The sequence below is a fragment of the Glaciecola sp. 1036 genome, assembly GCF_050306235.1.
Taxonomy (GTDB): Bacteria; Pseudomonadota; Gammaproteobacteria; order Enterobacterales; family Alteromonadaceae; genus Glaciecola.
On record NZ_JBLWFH010000001.1, the window covers coordinates 196,042 to 212,071 of the forward strand.

A 16,030-nucleotide genomic window follows, 5' to 3' on the forward strand; every position below is an offset into this window, starting at 1 on the left:
TTTAAGCTAGCATTCCGCCGTCGACAATAACAGTGGTTCCAGTGGTATAGCTAGAAGCATCAGATACTAAGTACAGAACAGTTCCCGCCATTTCATCTGGATCTGCTACACGACCAAGAGGTATTAGCTTTAACGCCTTTTTCAAGATGTTGTCATTAGTCGTTAGAGCACTGGCAAATTTGGTATCAGTTAAACCCGGTAGTAGTGCATTACAGCGTATGTTTAACGGTCCACATTCTTTTGCAAAGGCTTTTGTCATATTAATAACAGCGGCTTTTGTGATGGAATAAATACCCTGCATATCACCCGGTGAGATGCCATTTACAGATGCAGTATTTAAGATCACACCTCCACCTTGCTCGCGCATGATTTTCCCTGCTTCACAAGACATGAAAAAGTAACCACGAACATTCACATCAACCGTTTTACTATAAGCCGCTAAATCTGTGTCTATAATATGCCCGTAATATGGGTTAGCCGCAGCGTTATTCACCAGAATATCGAGCTTGCCAAACGTGGATTTAATAAAATCAAATATTTCAGTAATTTGCGCCATTTCCCCTACATGACAAGCAAAAGCTGTCGCTTGACCGCCGGCCTCTCGAATTTGCGCCGCAACCGCTTCACAACCATCAATTTTTCGGCTAGATACAATAACGTGAGCACCTTTACTTGCGAGTAATTTAGCAATAGATTCGCCGATACCACGGCTAGCACCTGTGACTAAGGCCACTTTACCTGTTAGATCAAATAAGTCTTTCATCTTGTTCTCCAATTATGCCAACATGCCGCCATCAAGGGTCATTGCATGACCGTTTAAGAAACTACTTTCATCACTGGCCATCCATGCGATTGCCAATGCAATTTCTTCAACTTTACCTAGTCTACGCATTGGACTGGCATTAATTATTGCTTTGCGTTTACGTTCATCAACATTGGCCAACACGCCTTGCACCATAGGGGTATCGGTAAAACTAGGACAAACAGCATTAAAGCGTAAATTAACTTTGGCATATTCAACTGCCGCTGAGCGCGTTAATCCAATAACACCATGTTTAGCTGCACTGTAAGCTGTTATGGTTGGAGCTGAGCGCAAACCTGCAACCGAAGCCACATTTATCACATGCCCACCACTTTGTCCCATACAAGCGATTGAGGCACGCATACAATGCCAAACACCTTTTAGATTAATGTTGATATTGCGATCAAAATCTTCGTCTGTCAGCAAGTGCATCGGGGCTGGCGTATGATCCACACCAGCGTTATTCAAAACCACATCCAATCCACCTAACTTTTCCATCGCAAAAGCAAATAAGGTTTCTACAGACGACTTATCAGCAACATCCACTTTACTAAAATAGATTTCAGCACCTGCAGCTGATAACTCTTGCGCGAGCTTTTCACCATCCTTTGTATTTAAATCTGATATAACAACACGTGCTCCGCGAGCTGTAAGTATTTTAGCGGTGGCCGCTCCAATGCCTGAGGCTCCACCAGTAATTAAAACTCTTTTTCCTTCAACATTCGCCGCTTTTTCGAACATTATTCATCTCCAACTTTAAGCATTAATTTGCCGAAATTTTTACCCGTAAATAACATCATTAATGTGTCAGGAAAGGTTTCAATCCCTTCAACAATGTGCTCTTTTGGCTTTAATTTACCTTCAGCAATCCACTGCGCTATTTCTTTCATTGCAATGGGATATTCCTTGGCATTATCAAATACCACAATCCCTTCCATTCTTGCTCTATTGACTAGCAATGAGAGATAATTTGATGGTCCTTTTACAGGGGTTGTGTTGTTATATTGACTTATAGCACCACAAATTACGATACGCGCTTTAAAGTTTATCTGCGTTAGTACGTCGTCTAAAATGTCACCGCCCACGTTATCAAAGAACACATCCACACCTTTGGGGCATGCGGCTTTTAGGGCTTTTTTCACATTTTCATTTTTGTAATCAATAGCAGCATCAAAACCTAACTCATTGATCAAAAATTCACATTTATCCTGACCGCCAGCAATCCCCACAACATGACAGCCTTTAATTTTAGCAATTTGACCTACCAAACCGCCTACTGCACCTGCTGCTCCAGAAATGACTACAGTTTCACCTTCTTTAGGTTCACCTGATTTCAACAATCCAAAGTAACCCGTCATACCAGGCATTCCTAAGACACCTAAATAAGTTGAAAGTGGCGCTAACGTCGGGTCAACCTTATGTAGGCCTTTACCGTTGGTTATCTGGTACTCTTGCACACCAGCATAGCCTGCCACATAGTCACCTTCTGCAAAGTCTGGGTGCTGACTTTTTATTACTTTACCCACGGTGCCTGCGCGCATTACGTCGCCAACCTGTACTGGCTCAATGTAGGATTTAGCATCGTTTAACCAACCACGCATGGCAGGATCTAACGAAATATAGAGCACTTTTACTAATAGCTCACCTTGTTTGGGTTCAGGTACTTCTGATTCAGTAAATTCCCAAGTGTCTTCGCTAGGCTCGCCTTTTGGACGAGACTTCAATCGCCATTGTTTGTTCAACATTACATTACTCCTTAAAACCAGTCTGCTTGCATGTCCGCACAGACTGCATTGTTTTCAGTTAAAATCGCAAGATCTCGGTCAATCAGTGGCAACTCCCACGTCACATAGTATCTTGCCGCTTGAATTTTGCCTTGTAAGAAGGCTTTTTTCGCATCTGAGCCAACATTTACTAATTGCTCAACAGCTACATTTGCTTGTCTTATCCACATCCAGCTTACAACGATAGACGCCAGAATATTCATCATGGCTTGAGCATTGGCACTTAAGGTCCTTTGGGTATCAGCCTTGGCCAGTTCACTGGCAAGTTGTTGTAAAAGTGGTTGTAACTTTTCAATATAGGCAGACGTTTTGGCCACCAAATCTGCAACTTCACTTGACGTCGTTTTGGCGAAATCTTTCCCCATCTCTGTTTGCAACGCTTTTAACCCTAATCCATTGTTTTGCCACAGCTTACGGAAGGTTAAATCTAGCGCTTGTATACCATTTGTCCCCTCATGAATCGGATTCAAGCGGTTATCTCGCCAATATTGTTCTGCTAAATATTCTCTGGTGTAACCGGCACCACCAAGCACCTGAATGCCCAGATCATTAGCTTTTGGACCAAATTCTGAAGGCCATGATTTAAATATGGGGGTGAGTAAATCCAGTAATTCTGAAAGTGTTTGTTTTTCCTTTTCATCTTGACAAATCTTTATCCGATCAACCAAGTTTGAACCATACAAACAAAGGGCCATTCCACCTTCTGTATAGGCTTTTTGCGCCAATAACATACGTTTCACGTCACCATGTTGGATAATGGCAGCGGGCGGATCATTAGGACCTAGATTAGGTGCAGCTCGCCCCTGAGTTCGTTCTTTGGCATACTCTAATGAATATTGATAGCCTCGATAACCTATCATTGCCGCACCAAAACCTACGCCTATCCTAGCTTCGTTCATCATCATGAACATGTAACGTAAACCATGATGTTCTTGTCCAACTAAATAGCCATGACAATCATCTTTTTCACCAAAACTTAATACTGTCGAGGTAGTTCCTCTATAACCAAGCTTGTGAAGTAAGCCAGCAAGTTGAACATCGTTTCGTTGATCTGGCTCCCCGTCTTCTCCTAAGCGGAATTTAGGTACCACAAACAAAGAAATACCCTTCACACCCGGCGGTCCGCCAGGTATTTTAGCCAAGACTAAATGCACTATATTTCGTGACAATTCGTGATCTCCACCCGAAATATAGATTTTTGAACCCTTAATTCTATAGGTGCCATCTGCTTGTTTAGTTGCAGTGGTTTTGATATCTGACAACGCAGAACCAGCATGAGGTTCAGTCAACGCCATGGTGCCAGTAAATTCACCCGTTAACATTCTAGGCATGAATTGTTGTTTTAGTTCATCCCCTGCAAAATGATGGATCACGTTTGCTGCCGCCGCAGTTAAAAATGGGTAGCCAGTAGATGAAGGGTTAGCCGCCATAAAATATGCGCTAACACCTTGCATTATGGTCTCTGGAAGTTGCATGCCGCCGTCTTCAAAATCGTAGCGTCCAGCAATGAAACCGGCTTCTCTAAAAGCATCAAAGGCGACTTTAACCTCATCTATCATATGGACTTTTTGCCCATCGAATGTAGGCTCGTTTTTGTCTGCAATGTGGTTATGCGGTAAAAACAAATCCGTTGCTATCTTTTCAGCCGTCGAAAGCACAGCATCAAAAGTCTCTTTGTTATGCTCTTGAAATCTCTCAGCCGCACACAATTGCTCCACATCGAGCACGCCATAAAGTTGAAAATCCAACTCGAATTCATTTATTAGACGATCAGTTGCCATAATTTCTCCGATGACAATTGTAAATAATTTGTAAGTGTAGATGAGATAGGGGTAATATAAGAGTGTCCCATATGACATAATGCATGCCAAATGAGACAAAAATAAATACGATTAATAACTGCTCAGCAATGAACGTTATGTTGAAAAAGTAAAGAGAAAGCCTGTGCCATACTTTAAGAAATATAAAGTTGTTATTTTAGCCTTTGATGGTGCCCTCGCCTCTGCAATTACCGGAGCTATGGATATATTTTCCTTTGTCGGTATAAGCTGGCAAAGATTTAATAATACGCCTTTAGAACCAAGATTCGAGGTCAGCATTGCCAGTCTTCATCAACAGCCAGTGCGGTGTACTAATCAATTATTATTACAACCTCAACAGGACATAGCCCAAGTAAATGGTATTGATATACTTTTGATTCCCACCATAGGTGGCGATATCGATAAAGTATTAGAAAATAATCGTCAATTACTGCCCTATATTCAGAAAATCGCTAATCAAGGCAGTGATATCGCGAGTAATTGTTCGGGTACATTTTTATTAGCATCAGCAGGACTTTTAGATAATCGCAAAGCGACAACGCATTGGGGATATGCGGATAAATTCAGAGCAATGTTTCCCCAAGTCAATTTAAAAGAAAGAGATTTAATTACTCAATCCGAACAGTTTTTTTGTGCCGGCGGCGGTGTTGCTTTTAATGATTTATGCTTACTTCTAATTGAACGCTATTGCGGTAGAGATATCGCGAATCAAATGGCCAAAGCCCATGTCATCAATCGACAATCTGGCTTTCAAAGTACTTATGCAAACTTGCACTCATTTAAACAACATAAGAATGACGCTGTAATCAAAGTTCAAGAGTTTATCGAACAGCATTATCAAGATAAGTTGAATATTCGTGAATTGGCGAAAATGATCAATGTCACGGAACGGACCCTTAACCGCAGCTTTCAAAAACATGTGGGCATGACGCCCAGCCGCTATATACAATCAGTGCGCTTAGAAAACGCAAAACGATTGTTAGAACAAGGCATTAACAACACTCGACAATTAGCCTCTTTAGTTGGCTATGAAGACCCTGCATCCTTTGGTCGCTTGTTTAAACAACAAAGCGGTTTTACCCCAGTAGAGTACCGCTCAACATTCCAACGAAACTTCATAAATTAGCAAGATTTTCTATTTATTATTTGCTAATCTTTGGCATGAAGCCGTACACAGTTGCGGTGATTAAATCAACGCTAGGGAAAATAAAATGAAAGTCTTTACATATAAAGCTATTGCGGCTTGTGTTGCAATGGCCTGTTCTTCTGCTGTGCTTGCTCAGGAATCTGAAACGCCTGCAACGGAAGAAGGTCTTGAACGTATAGTTGTTACCGCTCAAAAGCGAGTGGAATCTATACAAGATGTACCTATCTCAATTGCTACCATGTCAAATGATGAACTTAGTACAGTGCTCGCCGCAGGTGATGATGTGCTTGCTATTGCCTTAAAAGTACCAGGATTATATGCAGAGACATCCAATGGTCGAGTTGCGCCAAGATTTTACATCCGTGGACTTGGTAATACAGATTTTGATTTAGCGGCATCACAACCAGTATCCATAGTAATGGATGATGTTGTTATGGAAAACGTGGTACTTAAAAGTTTTCCTTTGTTCGACGTGCAGCAAGTGGAAGTAATTCGTGGTCCTCAGGGTACTCTTTTCGGTCGAAATACTACCGCTGGTATCGTCAAGTTTGACAGTGTAAAGCCCACTGAAGATTTCGATGCCTATGTTAAAGCAGGTTTCGGCACCTACAGTACCAAAAATATTGAAGCTGCTATCGGTGGCGGATTAACTGATGAAATTTCAGCTCGATTGTCCGTACTTTCTCAGCACAGAGACCACTACATCAACAACCTAAATGACCCAGACAATGGCCCTACCATGGGTGGCTTCCAAGAAAATGCTTGGCGAGCGCAGTTACTCTACACGCCGTCTGATGAATTAAGCATTTTAGCTAATCTACATGGACGAGATTTAAACGGAACTGCTTCAATTTTCAGAGCCAATGTATTTACCAACGGCTCTAATGATCTTAACGATAATTTTGACCGTGACGCTGTTTACTATGATGCCAATTTAAACGGCAATGGCTTTGACAATAACCCTCAAGAATATGAAGGTTTTGGTGGTTCATTAAAAATCGACTATGACTTCGGCGACGTGACATTAACCTCTATAACCGCGTTTGAAGAAGCCGAAGGATTAAGTTTAGGGGACATAGACGGTGGTGTTGGAAGTGGTGAAACTTCTTTTCCAGGTTTTATTCCATTTACTGCAGTTACGCAAGATAACCTCAACGATTTAGAACAATTTACCCAAGAAATTCGTTTTGCCAGCGATACCCAAGATGCAATGTCATGGCAAGTGGGTGCTTTTTTCTTTGATTCTTCTTTCAGTGTTACCAGTATCGACGGTTTTTACGGAGCAACCACGGTTTTTCATGATAACAAATCATGGGCAATTTTTGGTCAAAGCAGCTATGAGCTGACAGAAGACTTTACCTTAACTGGTGGAATTCGTTACACCTATGATGAAAAGAGCTTGTCTGTCGGTGATCAGAATGTAGATGGCTTTGCCGTAGTGATAGGCGCTGCTACAATTCAAGACTATGAGCCTGTTGATGTTGATGATGGTCAAGTCAGTTTTGAATTAAGCGCACATTATGATTTGAGCGATAATATGGCGTTGTTTGCGCGATACTCTAATGGCTTTAGAGCTCAATCAATTCAAGGTCGCGATATTGCCTTTGAAGGCTTACCTTCAGTTGCAGAAGCTGAAACCATTAACTCTGTCGAAGCTGGGATAAAAGCCGATTTATTGGATAACAAACTCCGTGTTAACGCAGCAGTATTTGCTTACCGCATCGATGATATCCAATTATCCGCTATCGGTGGCCAATCAAACGGTAACGCTCTGCTAAATGCTGACAAAGGACAAGCTTTCGGGTTTGAAATTGATGCGAAATACTTAGTCACTGAAAACTTGGTATTAACTGCTGGATTTAGTTTAACTGACACAGAATTGAAAGACGCGAATCTACTTGTGGCGCCTTGTGGCTCTAACTGTACGGTATTAGATCCTATTGTCACCAATGACAACGGTACTTTCGCGGCGGTTGACGGTAATCCATTCCCTCAAGCGCCAGAAACCACTTTTAACTTTACTGCTCGTTACAGTTATCCTGTGAGCGACGATGCTGAGTTGTTTGCCTATACAGATTGGGCATTCCAAGGTGATACTAATCTGTTTTTGTATGATTCAGTAGAATATAGTAGTGATGATAATTATGAAGGTGGACTTCGCGTTGGTTATCAAAACTATGCAAAAGGCATAACTGTAGCAATATTTGGTCGCAACATTACCGATGAAGAAAATGTTAAAGGCGCTATCGACTTTAACAATTTAACCGGTATTACCAACGAACCTCGTATTTGGGGCGTGGAATTTAAGGCTGAATTTTACTAATTTTTAGTCCTCAGTTTAAAGCCAGTCCACTTATAATAAGTAGACTGGCTTTTTTATTTTTTAGGATGCTTAAGCAGCATGCAAATCTTTTCGTCAAACACTTTTTTATTTGCTATTTGCACTCTCATTTGGGGCTCAACTTGGATAGCTATTACCTTTCAAGTCAATGAAACGGCATTAATGTTTTCCGTTGGACTACGCTTTGGGATCGCAGCCATGCTGATGGGTTTTTGGTGTCTGATTGCCAGAAAAACCCTCAAAATCACATTTAAACAACACCTTTTAATGGGGACTGCTGGGATCTTTCTCTACACCTTAGATTATACGTTTTTATATGCTGCTCAACAGCACATAGTAAGCGCGCTACTTGCGGTATTAAGTAGCGCCATGATTTATTTTAACGTGGTATTACGTAGGATCTTTTTGAAAAAACCAATACGGCTGGATGTAGTTGCGGGAGCGACCTTAGGTTTAATTGGTATTGTGTTAATTTTTTCTCCAGAATTTGAAGGCATGAGTACTAATCAAGGACTGGCTATTGGCTTATTATTTTCATTGGGTTCTTTTTTATCTGCATCTATTGGTAATGTGCTTTCTGAAAAAATCCTAGATAAAGATACATCGGTACTTCAATTGAATTTTTGGGCCATGACTTACGGTGTTATTTGTACCTTTATTGTTTTAGGTCTGAGTGGCTCGCAAATAATAATGCCTGATAAACCAAGTTATTATATTGCCCTTATTTATCTAGCAATTTTTGGCTCCATCATCGCCTTTGGGGCTTACATGCGCTTATTGAAACAAATCGGTTCAGATAAGTCGGCCTATGTAGTTTTACTCTATCCTATAGTTGCACTTGCAGTTTCAACAGTGTTTGAAGGTTATATTTGGACCCTATCCTCAATTTTAGGCGTCATCATTGTTTTATTTGGAAATGCCATCGCGATGGGAAAATTGAATCGACTGTTTCATCGGTTTGCTTAGAACAAACAGGAGAAAGCACTAAGGATATCAATCTTAGTGCCTTCTTTGTTTAACTAATGATTTGATTGGCTTTGTAAATCATTTAATTGTTGTGACCGTTTGGCTGCTTTTTTCGCTTTATTGCCCTTCATTACCCGTTTAAAGTCATCTAACAATAGATACAAGGCTGGCACTAATATTAAAGTGATAACTGTCGCAAACAAAATACCAAACGCTAAGGAGATTGCCATTGGGATAACGATTTGCGCTTGTAAGCTTCTTTCAAGCAAAATCGGGAACAAGCCAAAAAAGGTGGTTAATGAGGTTAAGATTATTGCTCTGAATCGTTGTGTTCCAGCTCGTGTGACTGATTCAATTAAGGAGTAACCTTGTTTTCTAGCAGTATTGATAAAATCTACCATGATCAAGGAATCATTCACCACAACACCGGATAAAGCTATGATGCCACAAATAGATAGCACACTTACGTCTCGCCCCATGACCATGTGCCCTATAATTGCACCAACAATACCAAATGGAATGATGGACATGATAATTAACGGTTGCGAATAAGATCTCAATGGAATAGCCATCAGCGCATAGACTGCAAACATTGCAAAAGTGAAACCTTGTAACAAGGCAATTAGACCCTCACTTTGCTCACGTGCGCCGCCTTGTAAGGCAAATTTAACTTGAGGATATTTTTCTAACATCGCTGGCGTAACATTGGTCATTAAATCACGCAAAATTTCAGTTGGTTCAACAATATCTGTATCCAACTTTGCAGTGACAGTAATTGCTCTTTCGCCGTCAACTCGGGTAATTGTTGAATAACCTTCTGCCAGACGAATATTGGCAACTTGTTCAAATGGAATATCATCACCGTTTGGCGCCCTTACGCGCATATTCTCTAAATTCCCAACGGAATTTCTTTCTTCTTTAGGGTAGCGAACCATGACTCTAACTTCTTCATCGTCACGCTGAATTCGCTGAGCTTCGGCGCCATAAAAACCATAACGAACTTGTTGGGCCAACTGAGATAGAGAAATTCCTAAAGCTTCAGCTTCTGGTTTAAGTTGCAGTTGAATTTCATCACTGCCACCACTAAAAGTGTCATTCACTTCAGTGACACCATCATAGGACTCTAGATAAACCGTTAATTCATCTGTTAACGCTCTTAATGCACCTACATCGCTAGAACTAAACTCTAAATCTAAATTATTGCCGCCAGCAGGTCCGCCTTCACTTCCTACTGTAAGTGTACGAATGCCAGCCATTTCAGGTATATGTTTGCGCCACACCTGTTGAATATCTTTATCGGTTATTTGCCGCGTTTCACCTTTACTTAATTCAATAAGTATTTGTCCACCAAGCGCGCCATCACCGAAGGCTAATATATGTTTAATAACTTCTTCACCCGTTTCTTCAGCCAGTTCCTGATTCATTTTATCAGCGGCAGTAAGCATGTTACGTAATACTTCATCTCGTTGTTTGATGGAACTACCTTGTTCCATTTCCACTGACGCATTAATAAAATCAGATGGTATTTCTGGGAAAAACACAAAACGCACAATGCCGCCAGCAAATAATCCACTGGTAATTATTATTAATGCCAAGAAACTGGCAATGGTGGTGCCACGATAGTGTAAGGCTTTTTCTAAAAAGGGTTTGTAAATACTGTGGATGAAGTATTGTAATTTGTCATTGAAAGAGACGCGTATTTGCTGCCATCTATTTAATTGGCTTCCCTCAGGTTTGACTTTCATATTTGCTAAATGCGCAGGCAAAATTAATTTAGATTCAATGAGGGAAAATGTCAGACAAAATATAACAACCGCACCTATTGTTTTCCAGATCACTCCAAAGGTACCTGACACCATCATCATGGGTGAAAACGCAGCTATTGTCGTAAGAACCCCAAAAGTAGCTGGCATAGCCACACGCTGCACCCCGGTTATCACGTTATCAACACTGTGACCTTTGTTACTTATTTCGGAATAGGCTGATTCCCCCATAATAATCGCATCGTCCACCACTATACCTAGAACCAGGATAAAGCCGAATAGACTCATGAGGTTAATTGAATAATCATTCATTGGCAGTAACATAAGGGTACCGAGAAAACACACCGGTAAGCCTACCATTACCCAAAACGCAAGTTTCAGTTTTAAAAATAAGGTTAAAATTAAAAAAACTAAAATGGCCCCTTCCAACATGTTCATCAACATCATGTTTAGTCGGTCAGCTAAGTAAAAAGACGCATCTCCCCAAGCATCGGCTTCAATATTTGGCGGGAGCGTTTTCTTTCTTTTTTCTAGATACTTGTTTACTTCCTCAGAAATTTCTAACGCGTTTTGATCACCAATCGCTTGCACTTGAATACTCACGGCTTCTTTACCGTTAAAAGTAGCGAAATTATTATCTTCAACAAATCCATCATTGATACTGGCAATATCACTAAGAAGTAATCTTGTGCCGTCCGGACGATTTATTAACGGAATTTTAGCGAAGTCGTAAGCGTTATATGCCTGCCCTTTTGCTCGTAGCAAAATATCGCCATTGTCTGAGCGAATAGAGCCACCAGGAATATCTACAGATGTTCTGCGAATCGCATTGACAACTTCATCGAAGGTAAGATTGTAAGCCTGTAACTCTTGTTCAGCGATTTCAATGGATATCTCGTAATCCCGCGCGCCAACAACTCTAACACTTGAAACACCGGGCAAATTAGCCATGTCATCACGTAAGAAGTTTGCTGTTTCTTTCAATTCTCGTTCACTGGCATTGCCATATACTGAAACCCAAAGCACGCTCTGAGTTGCTTTAGAACGATAAACCACAGGCTTTTCGGTATTTTCTGGAAACGATGGAATAGCATCTACTTGGGATTTAATCTCGTCCAATACCACTTGAACATCGAAATCATCTACGACTTCAGCTCTTACCGTACCTAAACCTTCACGGGCAAAAGAAGTAAGTTTTTCAATCCCTTCGAGATCTTTTATCGCTTCTTCAATTTTGAGAATAACACCTTCTTCTACTTCTTGGGGAGCTGCACCTAAATACGGTACTTGCACAGTGATGATGTTGAATTCAAATTGCGGAAAAACCTTTTTCTGGACACCTAAAACACCAAAAATACCGCCCACGATAATTGCTATCATTAATAGGTTGGCGGCCACACTATTGCGCGCAAACCAGGCAATTATTCCCTTGTTTACATCTATGCGAGTGTCACTCATATGCTGTCCTCACTAATAGCGTTTTCTGGGGTAATTTCTGGCTCTTTTTCTTCAAGTACCCGCACTGGCATACCATTATAGGGAGAAGAAACGGCGCTCATGATCACTTGATGATTGGCTTTTAATCCGCCGCTTATGTACACGAAGTCTTCATCAGTTCTTACCACATCGACTTCATTAATATGAATTTTGTTTTCTTCATCAACAGTCAATATAGTGCCATCTAATCTTGCGACATAACGAGGTAACTTAACAACGTTGTCGACGCTTATTCCGCTAATATCAGCGCTGACAAATCGACCGAAATTTAAGGGGATTGCATGCGCATTACCGGCTAGGTTATAGGGATCTTGAACTTCTACTACACCGTAAATCACGCGACGACTTTCATCTAAAACAGCTTCATCACGAATTAATTTACCTTGCCAATAACGGGTTTCGCCCGCGACATTTGCTTTTAACGTAACACTTGGTGTGCGATCATCAATAGTCCCGATAAAGGAAACATCACTGTCGGTAAGAGGCAGACGAATTTCAGCAACATCGGTAGAGAAAATCTCCCCAATTTGACCGCCAGTAGGCACAAATTGGCCAAGATCGATGTTTCTCGATTTCACCAGTCCGTCATAGGGCGCTCTTATTCGGGTACGTTCTAAATTACGCTTTGCTCTTTGAAGTTGCGCTTGAGCTGCTTGTAAATTGGCTTTTTCTCTCGCCAATTGCGGTTTTCGTAAACCTAACTCTGGCACAACACCTGTGTTTACTGAACGCCATTCTTTTTCCGCGACCTGCCCCCTTGCTACTTCCTCATCAAGAGCTGCTTGTGCTCTGGCTAATTCGGCTTCAGCTAATAATAAATCAGTTCGATAATCGGCACTTTCTAATTCAACTAATACATCACCCTTTTTAAAGAAACCACCTTCGATAAAATCATCTGCAATAGCGATTACCTGGCCGCTAACTTGGGCACTTAACATGGTACTATTTTTGGGTTGAACACTACCTTGTGCATAAACTAAGAAATCAATGTTATCGAATACGACCGGACTAGCTTCCACAAGAAATTCGTCTATTTTAGGTTCTTTTTTCTCGGGTTTTGGCTTAGTAATCACTAAAGCCATAAGAATAACAATAGAAACAACTAAAATTATGATTGGAATACCGACTTTTTTCATCTATCGCACAACTATGTAAATTAGTTTTATAAATGCCCTTAGTATAACCTCAATATTTATAAGGTAATAATCCGTTTTTCGAAAAATCAGTACTTTAGTGGAGAAAAGTTGTGTCTAAATGTTTCAAACCGAGCAATTATGTATCCAAAAAATGTACTGATAATATGAAAATAGACGCCATTATGTCCGCAGAAGTAGAGATAATTTCTTGCCCGTATCTTTTACTTCTCTAGTCGCTATGGAAGTACTAAAACGGTTAACACCCGGCAAGCGCGACAACTCATAGCGCAACAAATGGTCAAAACTCTGCATATCGGTTGATAAAACCTCAAGTACATAATCAAAATCGCCAGTGACGGCGGCACATCTTACGATTGAGGGATTGGCTTTCACGGCTAATTCAAACTCTTGATATTGCGCAAAATCTACCACTACATGCAACATTGCGCTTATCTGCAAACCAAGTTTATGACTATCCAAGATTGTGGTATGTCCCTTGATAATCCCTTGTTGTTCCAACTTTTTAACGCGATTCCAACAGGGAGTTTTAGAGAGTCCAACCGCTTCAGCTAAGTCAGCGAATGAAATTCTGGAGTCTTGTTCTAAATAACTTAGTATTTGCCCATCTATTTTACTAATCATATTCTATTTTTAAACTCAATTTAAAAACAACATTCTATATAATAGACAATATTAAGAACATATAGAAACAATGTTTTGGAAAAAGCTAGCCATAATGTCTTTTGAAACTAATGTTATTAGTGAGGAACCATTATGCGACGCGAAAAATACTATGACTTAATAGAGCAACCTGAAATGTTAGATTATGGTGTTTATCTGCAATGCGATAAATTACTGCAATGCCAAAAGCCTCTGAATCAACTCTCCACCAGTGATGAACTTCAATTTCAAATTGTCCATCAAGTCGAAGAACTATGGATGAAGTTAATGTCCTTCACACTTGTTGAAATTATGGATTACATGACGGACCAACAAACCCATAGAGTCATCACATTGTTTAAGCGAGTGCACGGCATTCAGCAGATGATGATTGACCAGTTAAGTTTGCTAGAAACTATGTCACCTAAAGAATATCAAAAAATTAGACTACAATTAGGTAATGGTAGCGGTCAGGAATCACCGGGATTTAGATTATTGTTAAAAATGCCCCAAGATATTTGGCAGCATTTTGAAAAGTACTATCTGGACGGTGGCAAGGTTACGCTGAAGCAAATTTATGATGACGAATACAGTCATGATGCTCGTTATGCGGTAGCAGAAGCATTAATCGAATTTGATGAGTTATTCCAAATATTCCGTTGGCGACATCTTTTTTTGATTAATCGTTCCATCGGAATGGCGGCAAACTCTTTAAAAGGTAGACCTGTAGATTTATTGAAAAAAGGCGCAAGTCACAGATTTTTTCCAGACTTGTGGGATATACGAAGTCAAATGACTGACGATTGGGGCGGTGAATATGGGCGTAAGCGCCCCTCTATTAGCGGAAAATCATGAGATTTCAAGATCATTTTAGTTCACCTTCGGGAATATATTTACTCTCACATTCAGTGGGACCTATGACCCGTGCAGGTTTGTCAGCTAACCAGGCTTTTCTTAAGTCATGGACTGAATATGGTGGAGATGCGTGGCCCGAATGGTTGAATTTCATCGATCGTTTTAGACTTCAATTGTCATTGTTGTTGAATTGTAATAAGTCGTATATATGCCCACAACCCAGTGTTTCTATGGCGTTCACACAATGGCTTAGCGCTGCCTGTAAAAGTAAACCCAAAAAAAATAAACGCGTTGTAATGCATCAAGATGCATTCCCATCCATGGGTTTTGTGGTACAAGGACTCGCGGCAACTTACAATTTGCAATTAGTATTGGTAAAAGGTCCATTGAACGATACTGATGTTTGGCAAAAAGAACTAGAACACCCTTATACTTTTTGTTGTTTGTTAACCCACGTGCATTCAATGACAGGGGAACTTTGTGATGTTTCTCGTTTATCAGAGTTATGCCAAGAACTCGGCATAATGTCAGTAGTAGATATTGCGCAATCAGTGGGAATAATTGACATTGATTTAGATAATTGGTGCGTAGATGCTGTTGTCGGCTCTTCGGTAAAATGGTTAAGCGGAGGGCCCGGCGCAGGCTTCTTAATCACTGATGTCACCGACCAAGTAAATCTATTCCCTGATCACATTGGCTGGTTCTCACATCAAAACCCATTTGAATTTGATATACTTCATTTTGACGCCGCGCCTGATGCATTAAGATTCTGGGGAGGTACACCAGATGTGTTACCTTTCGCTATCGCAGGTGCTTCAATTTCTATAATAAATGCAATTGGCGTAAACAATCTCGCAACCAAAAATAAAACCTTTCAAGCTATGTTTTTAAATCAGCTTTCAAACAGCAAAATAGACGTAAATGCCATTGGTGGCACAATTTGTTTGCCCATAAAAGACGAAAAAACACAAGCTTGTGAGCAATTTTTAAAAGATAATCGGGTGAGATTTGATATTCGTGATGCTAAATTAAGGTTGTCATTTGGTGCTGTTTGCTCAACTAAAGATGTGCTACTTGTAGCAGATTTAGTCACTCCGTATTGCAAATGATTTAATTTGCATAATGATACTGCAAGCGTATTAATTTGCTACCAGCGCCCCCAGATGACAGGACGCAACATTACTATACTTATAAAACCATAAACCAAAGCAAACCACGACATACCAGCATCTATGCCATTTTTATATATGCTGTAAATA

At 40.5% G+C, this 16,030-nt stretch carries 12 protein-coding genes; 5 read left to right on the top strand and 7 right to left on the bottom strand.

Annotation, left to right across the window (positions count from 1 at the left end; all coding sequences use genetic code 11):
- Nucleotide 1: 1 nt before the first annotated feature.
- Genes ACNKW3_RS00935 through ACNKW3_RS00950 form a run of 4 tightly spaced genes read right to left on the bottom strand, consistent with a single transcriptional unit; the run spans nt 2 to nt 4,367 of the window.
- On the bottom strand, nt 2-763 hold the full coding sequence (locus ACNKW3_RS00935; protein WP_427397406.1) for an SDR family oxidoreductase: 762 nt from the start codon (nt 761-763) through the stop codon (nt 2-4).
- A gap of 12 nt (nt 764-775) precedes the next feature.
- On the bottom strand, nt 776-1,543 hold the full coding sequence (locus ACNKW3_RS00940; RefSeq protein ID WP_427397407.1) for an SDR family NAD(P)-dependent oxidoreductase: 768 nt from the start codon (nt 1,541-1,543) through the stop codon (nt 776-778).
- Nucleotides 1,543-2,547, bottom strand: a complete 1,005-nt coding sequence (locus tag ACNKW3_RS00945) for an NADP-dependent oxidoreductase (RefSeq protein ID WP_427397408.1) — start codon at nt 2,545-2,547, stop codon at nt 1,543-1,545. The genes ACNKW3_RS00940 and ACNKW3_RS00945 overlap by 1 nt, the downstream gene beginning before the upstream one ends.
- An 11-nt stretch (nt 2,548-2,558) precedes the next feature.
- On the bottom strand, nt 2,559-4,367 hold the full coding sequence (locus tag ACNKW3_RS00950) for an acyl-CoA dehydrogenase (RefSeq protein WP_427397409.1): 1,809 nt from the start codon (nt 4,365-4,367) through the stop codon (nt 2,559-2,561).
- A 163-nt stretch (nt 4,368-4,530) separates the two neighbouring features.
- Between ACNKW3_RS00950 and ACNKW3_RS00955 the strand changes: the two genes are divergently transcribed.
- The 3 genes from ACNKW3_RS00955 to ACNKW3_RS00965 all read left to right on the top strand — a co-directional run bounded on the left by ACNKW3_RS00955 (nt 4,531) and on the right by ACNKW3_RS00965 (nt 8,860).
- On the top strand, nt 4,531-5,532 hold the full coding sequence (locus ACNKW3_RS00955; protein WP_427397410.1) for a GlxA family transcriptional regulator: 1,002 nt from the start codon (nt 4,531-4,533) through the stop codon (nt 5,530-5,532).
- 85 nt (nt 5,533-5,617) lie between these two features.
- On the top strand, nt 5,618-7,876 hold the full coding sequence (locus ACNKW3_RS00960) for a TonB-dependent receptor (RefSeq protein WP_427397411.1): 2,259 nt from the start codon (nt 5,618-5,620) through the stop codon (nt 7,874-7,876).
- A gap of 78 nt (nt 7,877-7,954) precedes the next feature.
- Nucleotides 7,955-8,860 (top strand): DMT family transporter, encoded by a 906-nt coding sequence (locus ACNKW3_RS00965; RefSeq protein WP_427397412.1) that lies wholly within the window; start codon nt 7,955-7,957, stop codon nt 8,858-8,860.
- A gap of 53 nt (nt 8,861-8,913) precedes the next feature.
- Here the strand turns inward: ACNKW3_RS00965 and ACNKW3_RS00970 are convergent, their stop codons facing one another.
- The 3 genes from ACNKW3_RS00970 to ACNKW3_RS00980 all read right to left on the bottom strand — a co-directional run bounded on the left by ACNKW3_RS00970 (nt 8,914) and on the right by ACNKW3_RS00980 (nt 13,898).
- Nucleotides 8,914-12,081, bottom strand: a complete 3,168-nt coding sequence (locus ACNKW3_RS00970) for an efflux RND transporter permease subunit (protein WP_427397413.1) — start codon at nt 12,079-12,081, stop codon at nt 8,914-8,916.
- Nucleotides 12,078-13,256: an efflux RND transporter periplasmic adaptor subunit gene (locus tag ACNKW3_RS00975; protein ID WP_427397414.1), complete on the bottom strand. Its 1,179-nt coding sequence runs from the start codon at nt 13,254-13,256 to the stop codon at nt 12,078-12,080. The genes ACNKW3_RS00970 and ACNKW3_RS00975 overlap by 4 nt, the downstream gene beginning before the upstream one ends.
- Nucleotides 13,257-13,436: 180 nt before the next feature.
- Entirely contained in the window at nt 13,437-13,898 is a 462-nt protein-coding gene (locus tag ACNKW3_RS00980) for an Lrp/AsnC family transcriptional regulator (RefSeq protein WP_427397415.1), read from the bottom strand.
- 132 nt (nt 13,899-14,030) lie between these two features.
- Between ACNKW3_RS00980 and ACNKW3_RS00985 the strand changes: the two genes are divergently transcribed.
- Nucleotides 14,031-14,771: a tryptophan 2,3-dioxygenase family protein gene (locus ACNKW3_RS00985; RefSeq protein WP_427397416.1), complete on the top strand. Its 741-nt coding sequence runs from the start codon at nt 14,031-14,033 to the stop codon at nt 14,769-14,771.
- A complete protein-coding gene (locus tag ACNKW3_RS00990; RefSeq protein WP_427397417.1) occupies nt 14,768-15,880 on the top strand; it encodes an aminotransferase class V-fold PLP-dependent enzyme in 1,113 nt (370 codons plus the stop codon). The genes ACNKW3_RS00985 and ACNKW3_RS00990 overlap by 4 nt, the downstream gene beginning before the upstream one ends.
- The last annotated feature ends 150 nt before the right edge of the window (nt 15,881-16,030 follow it).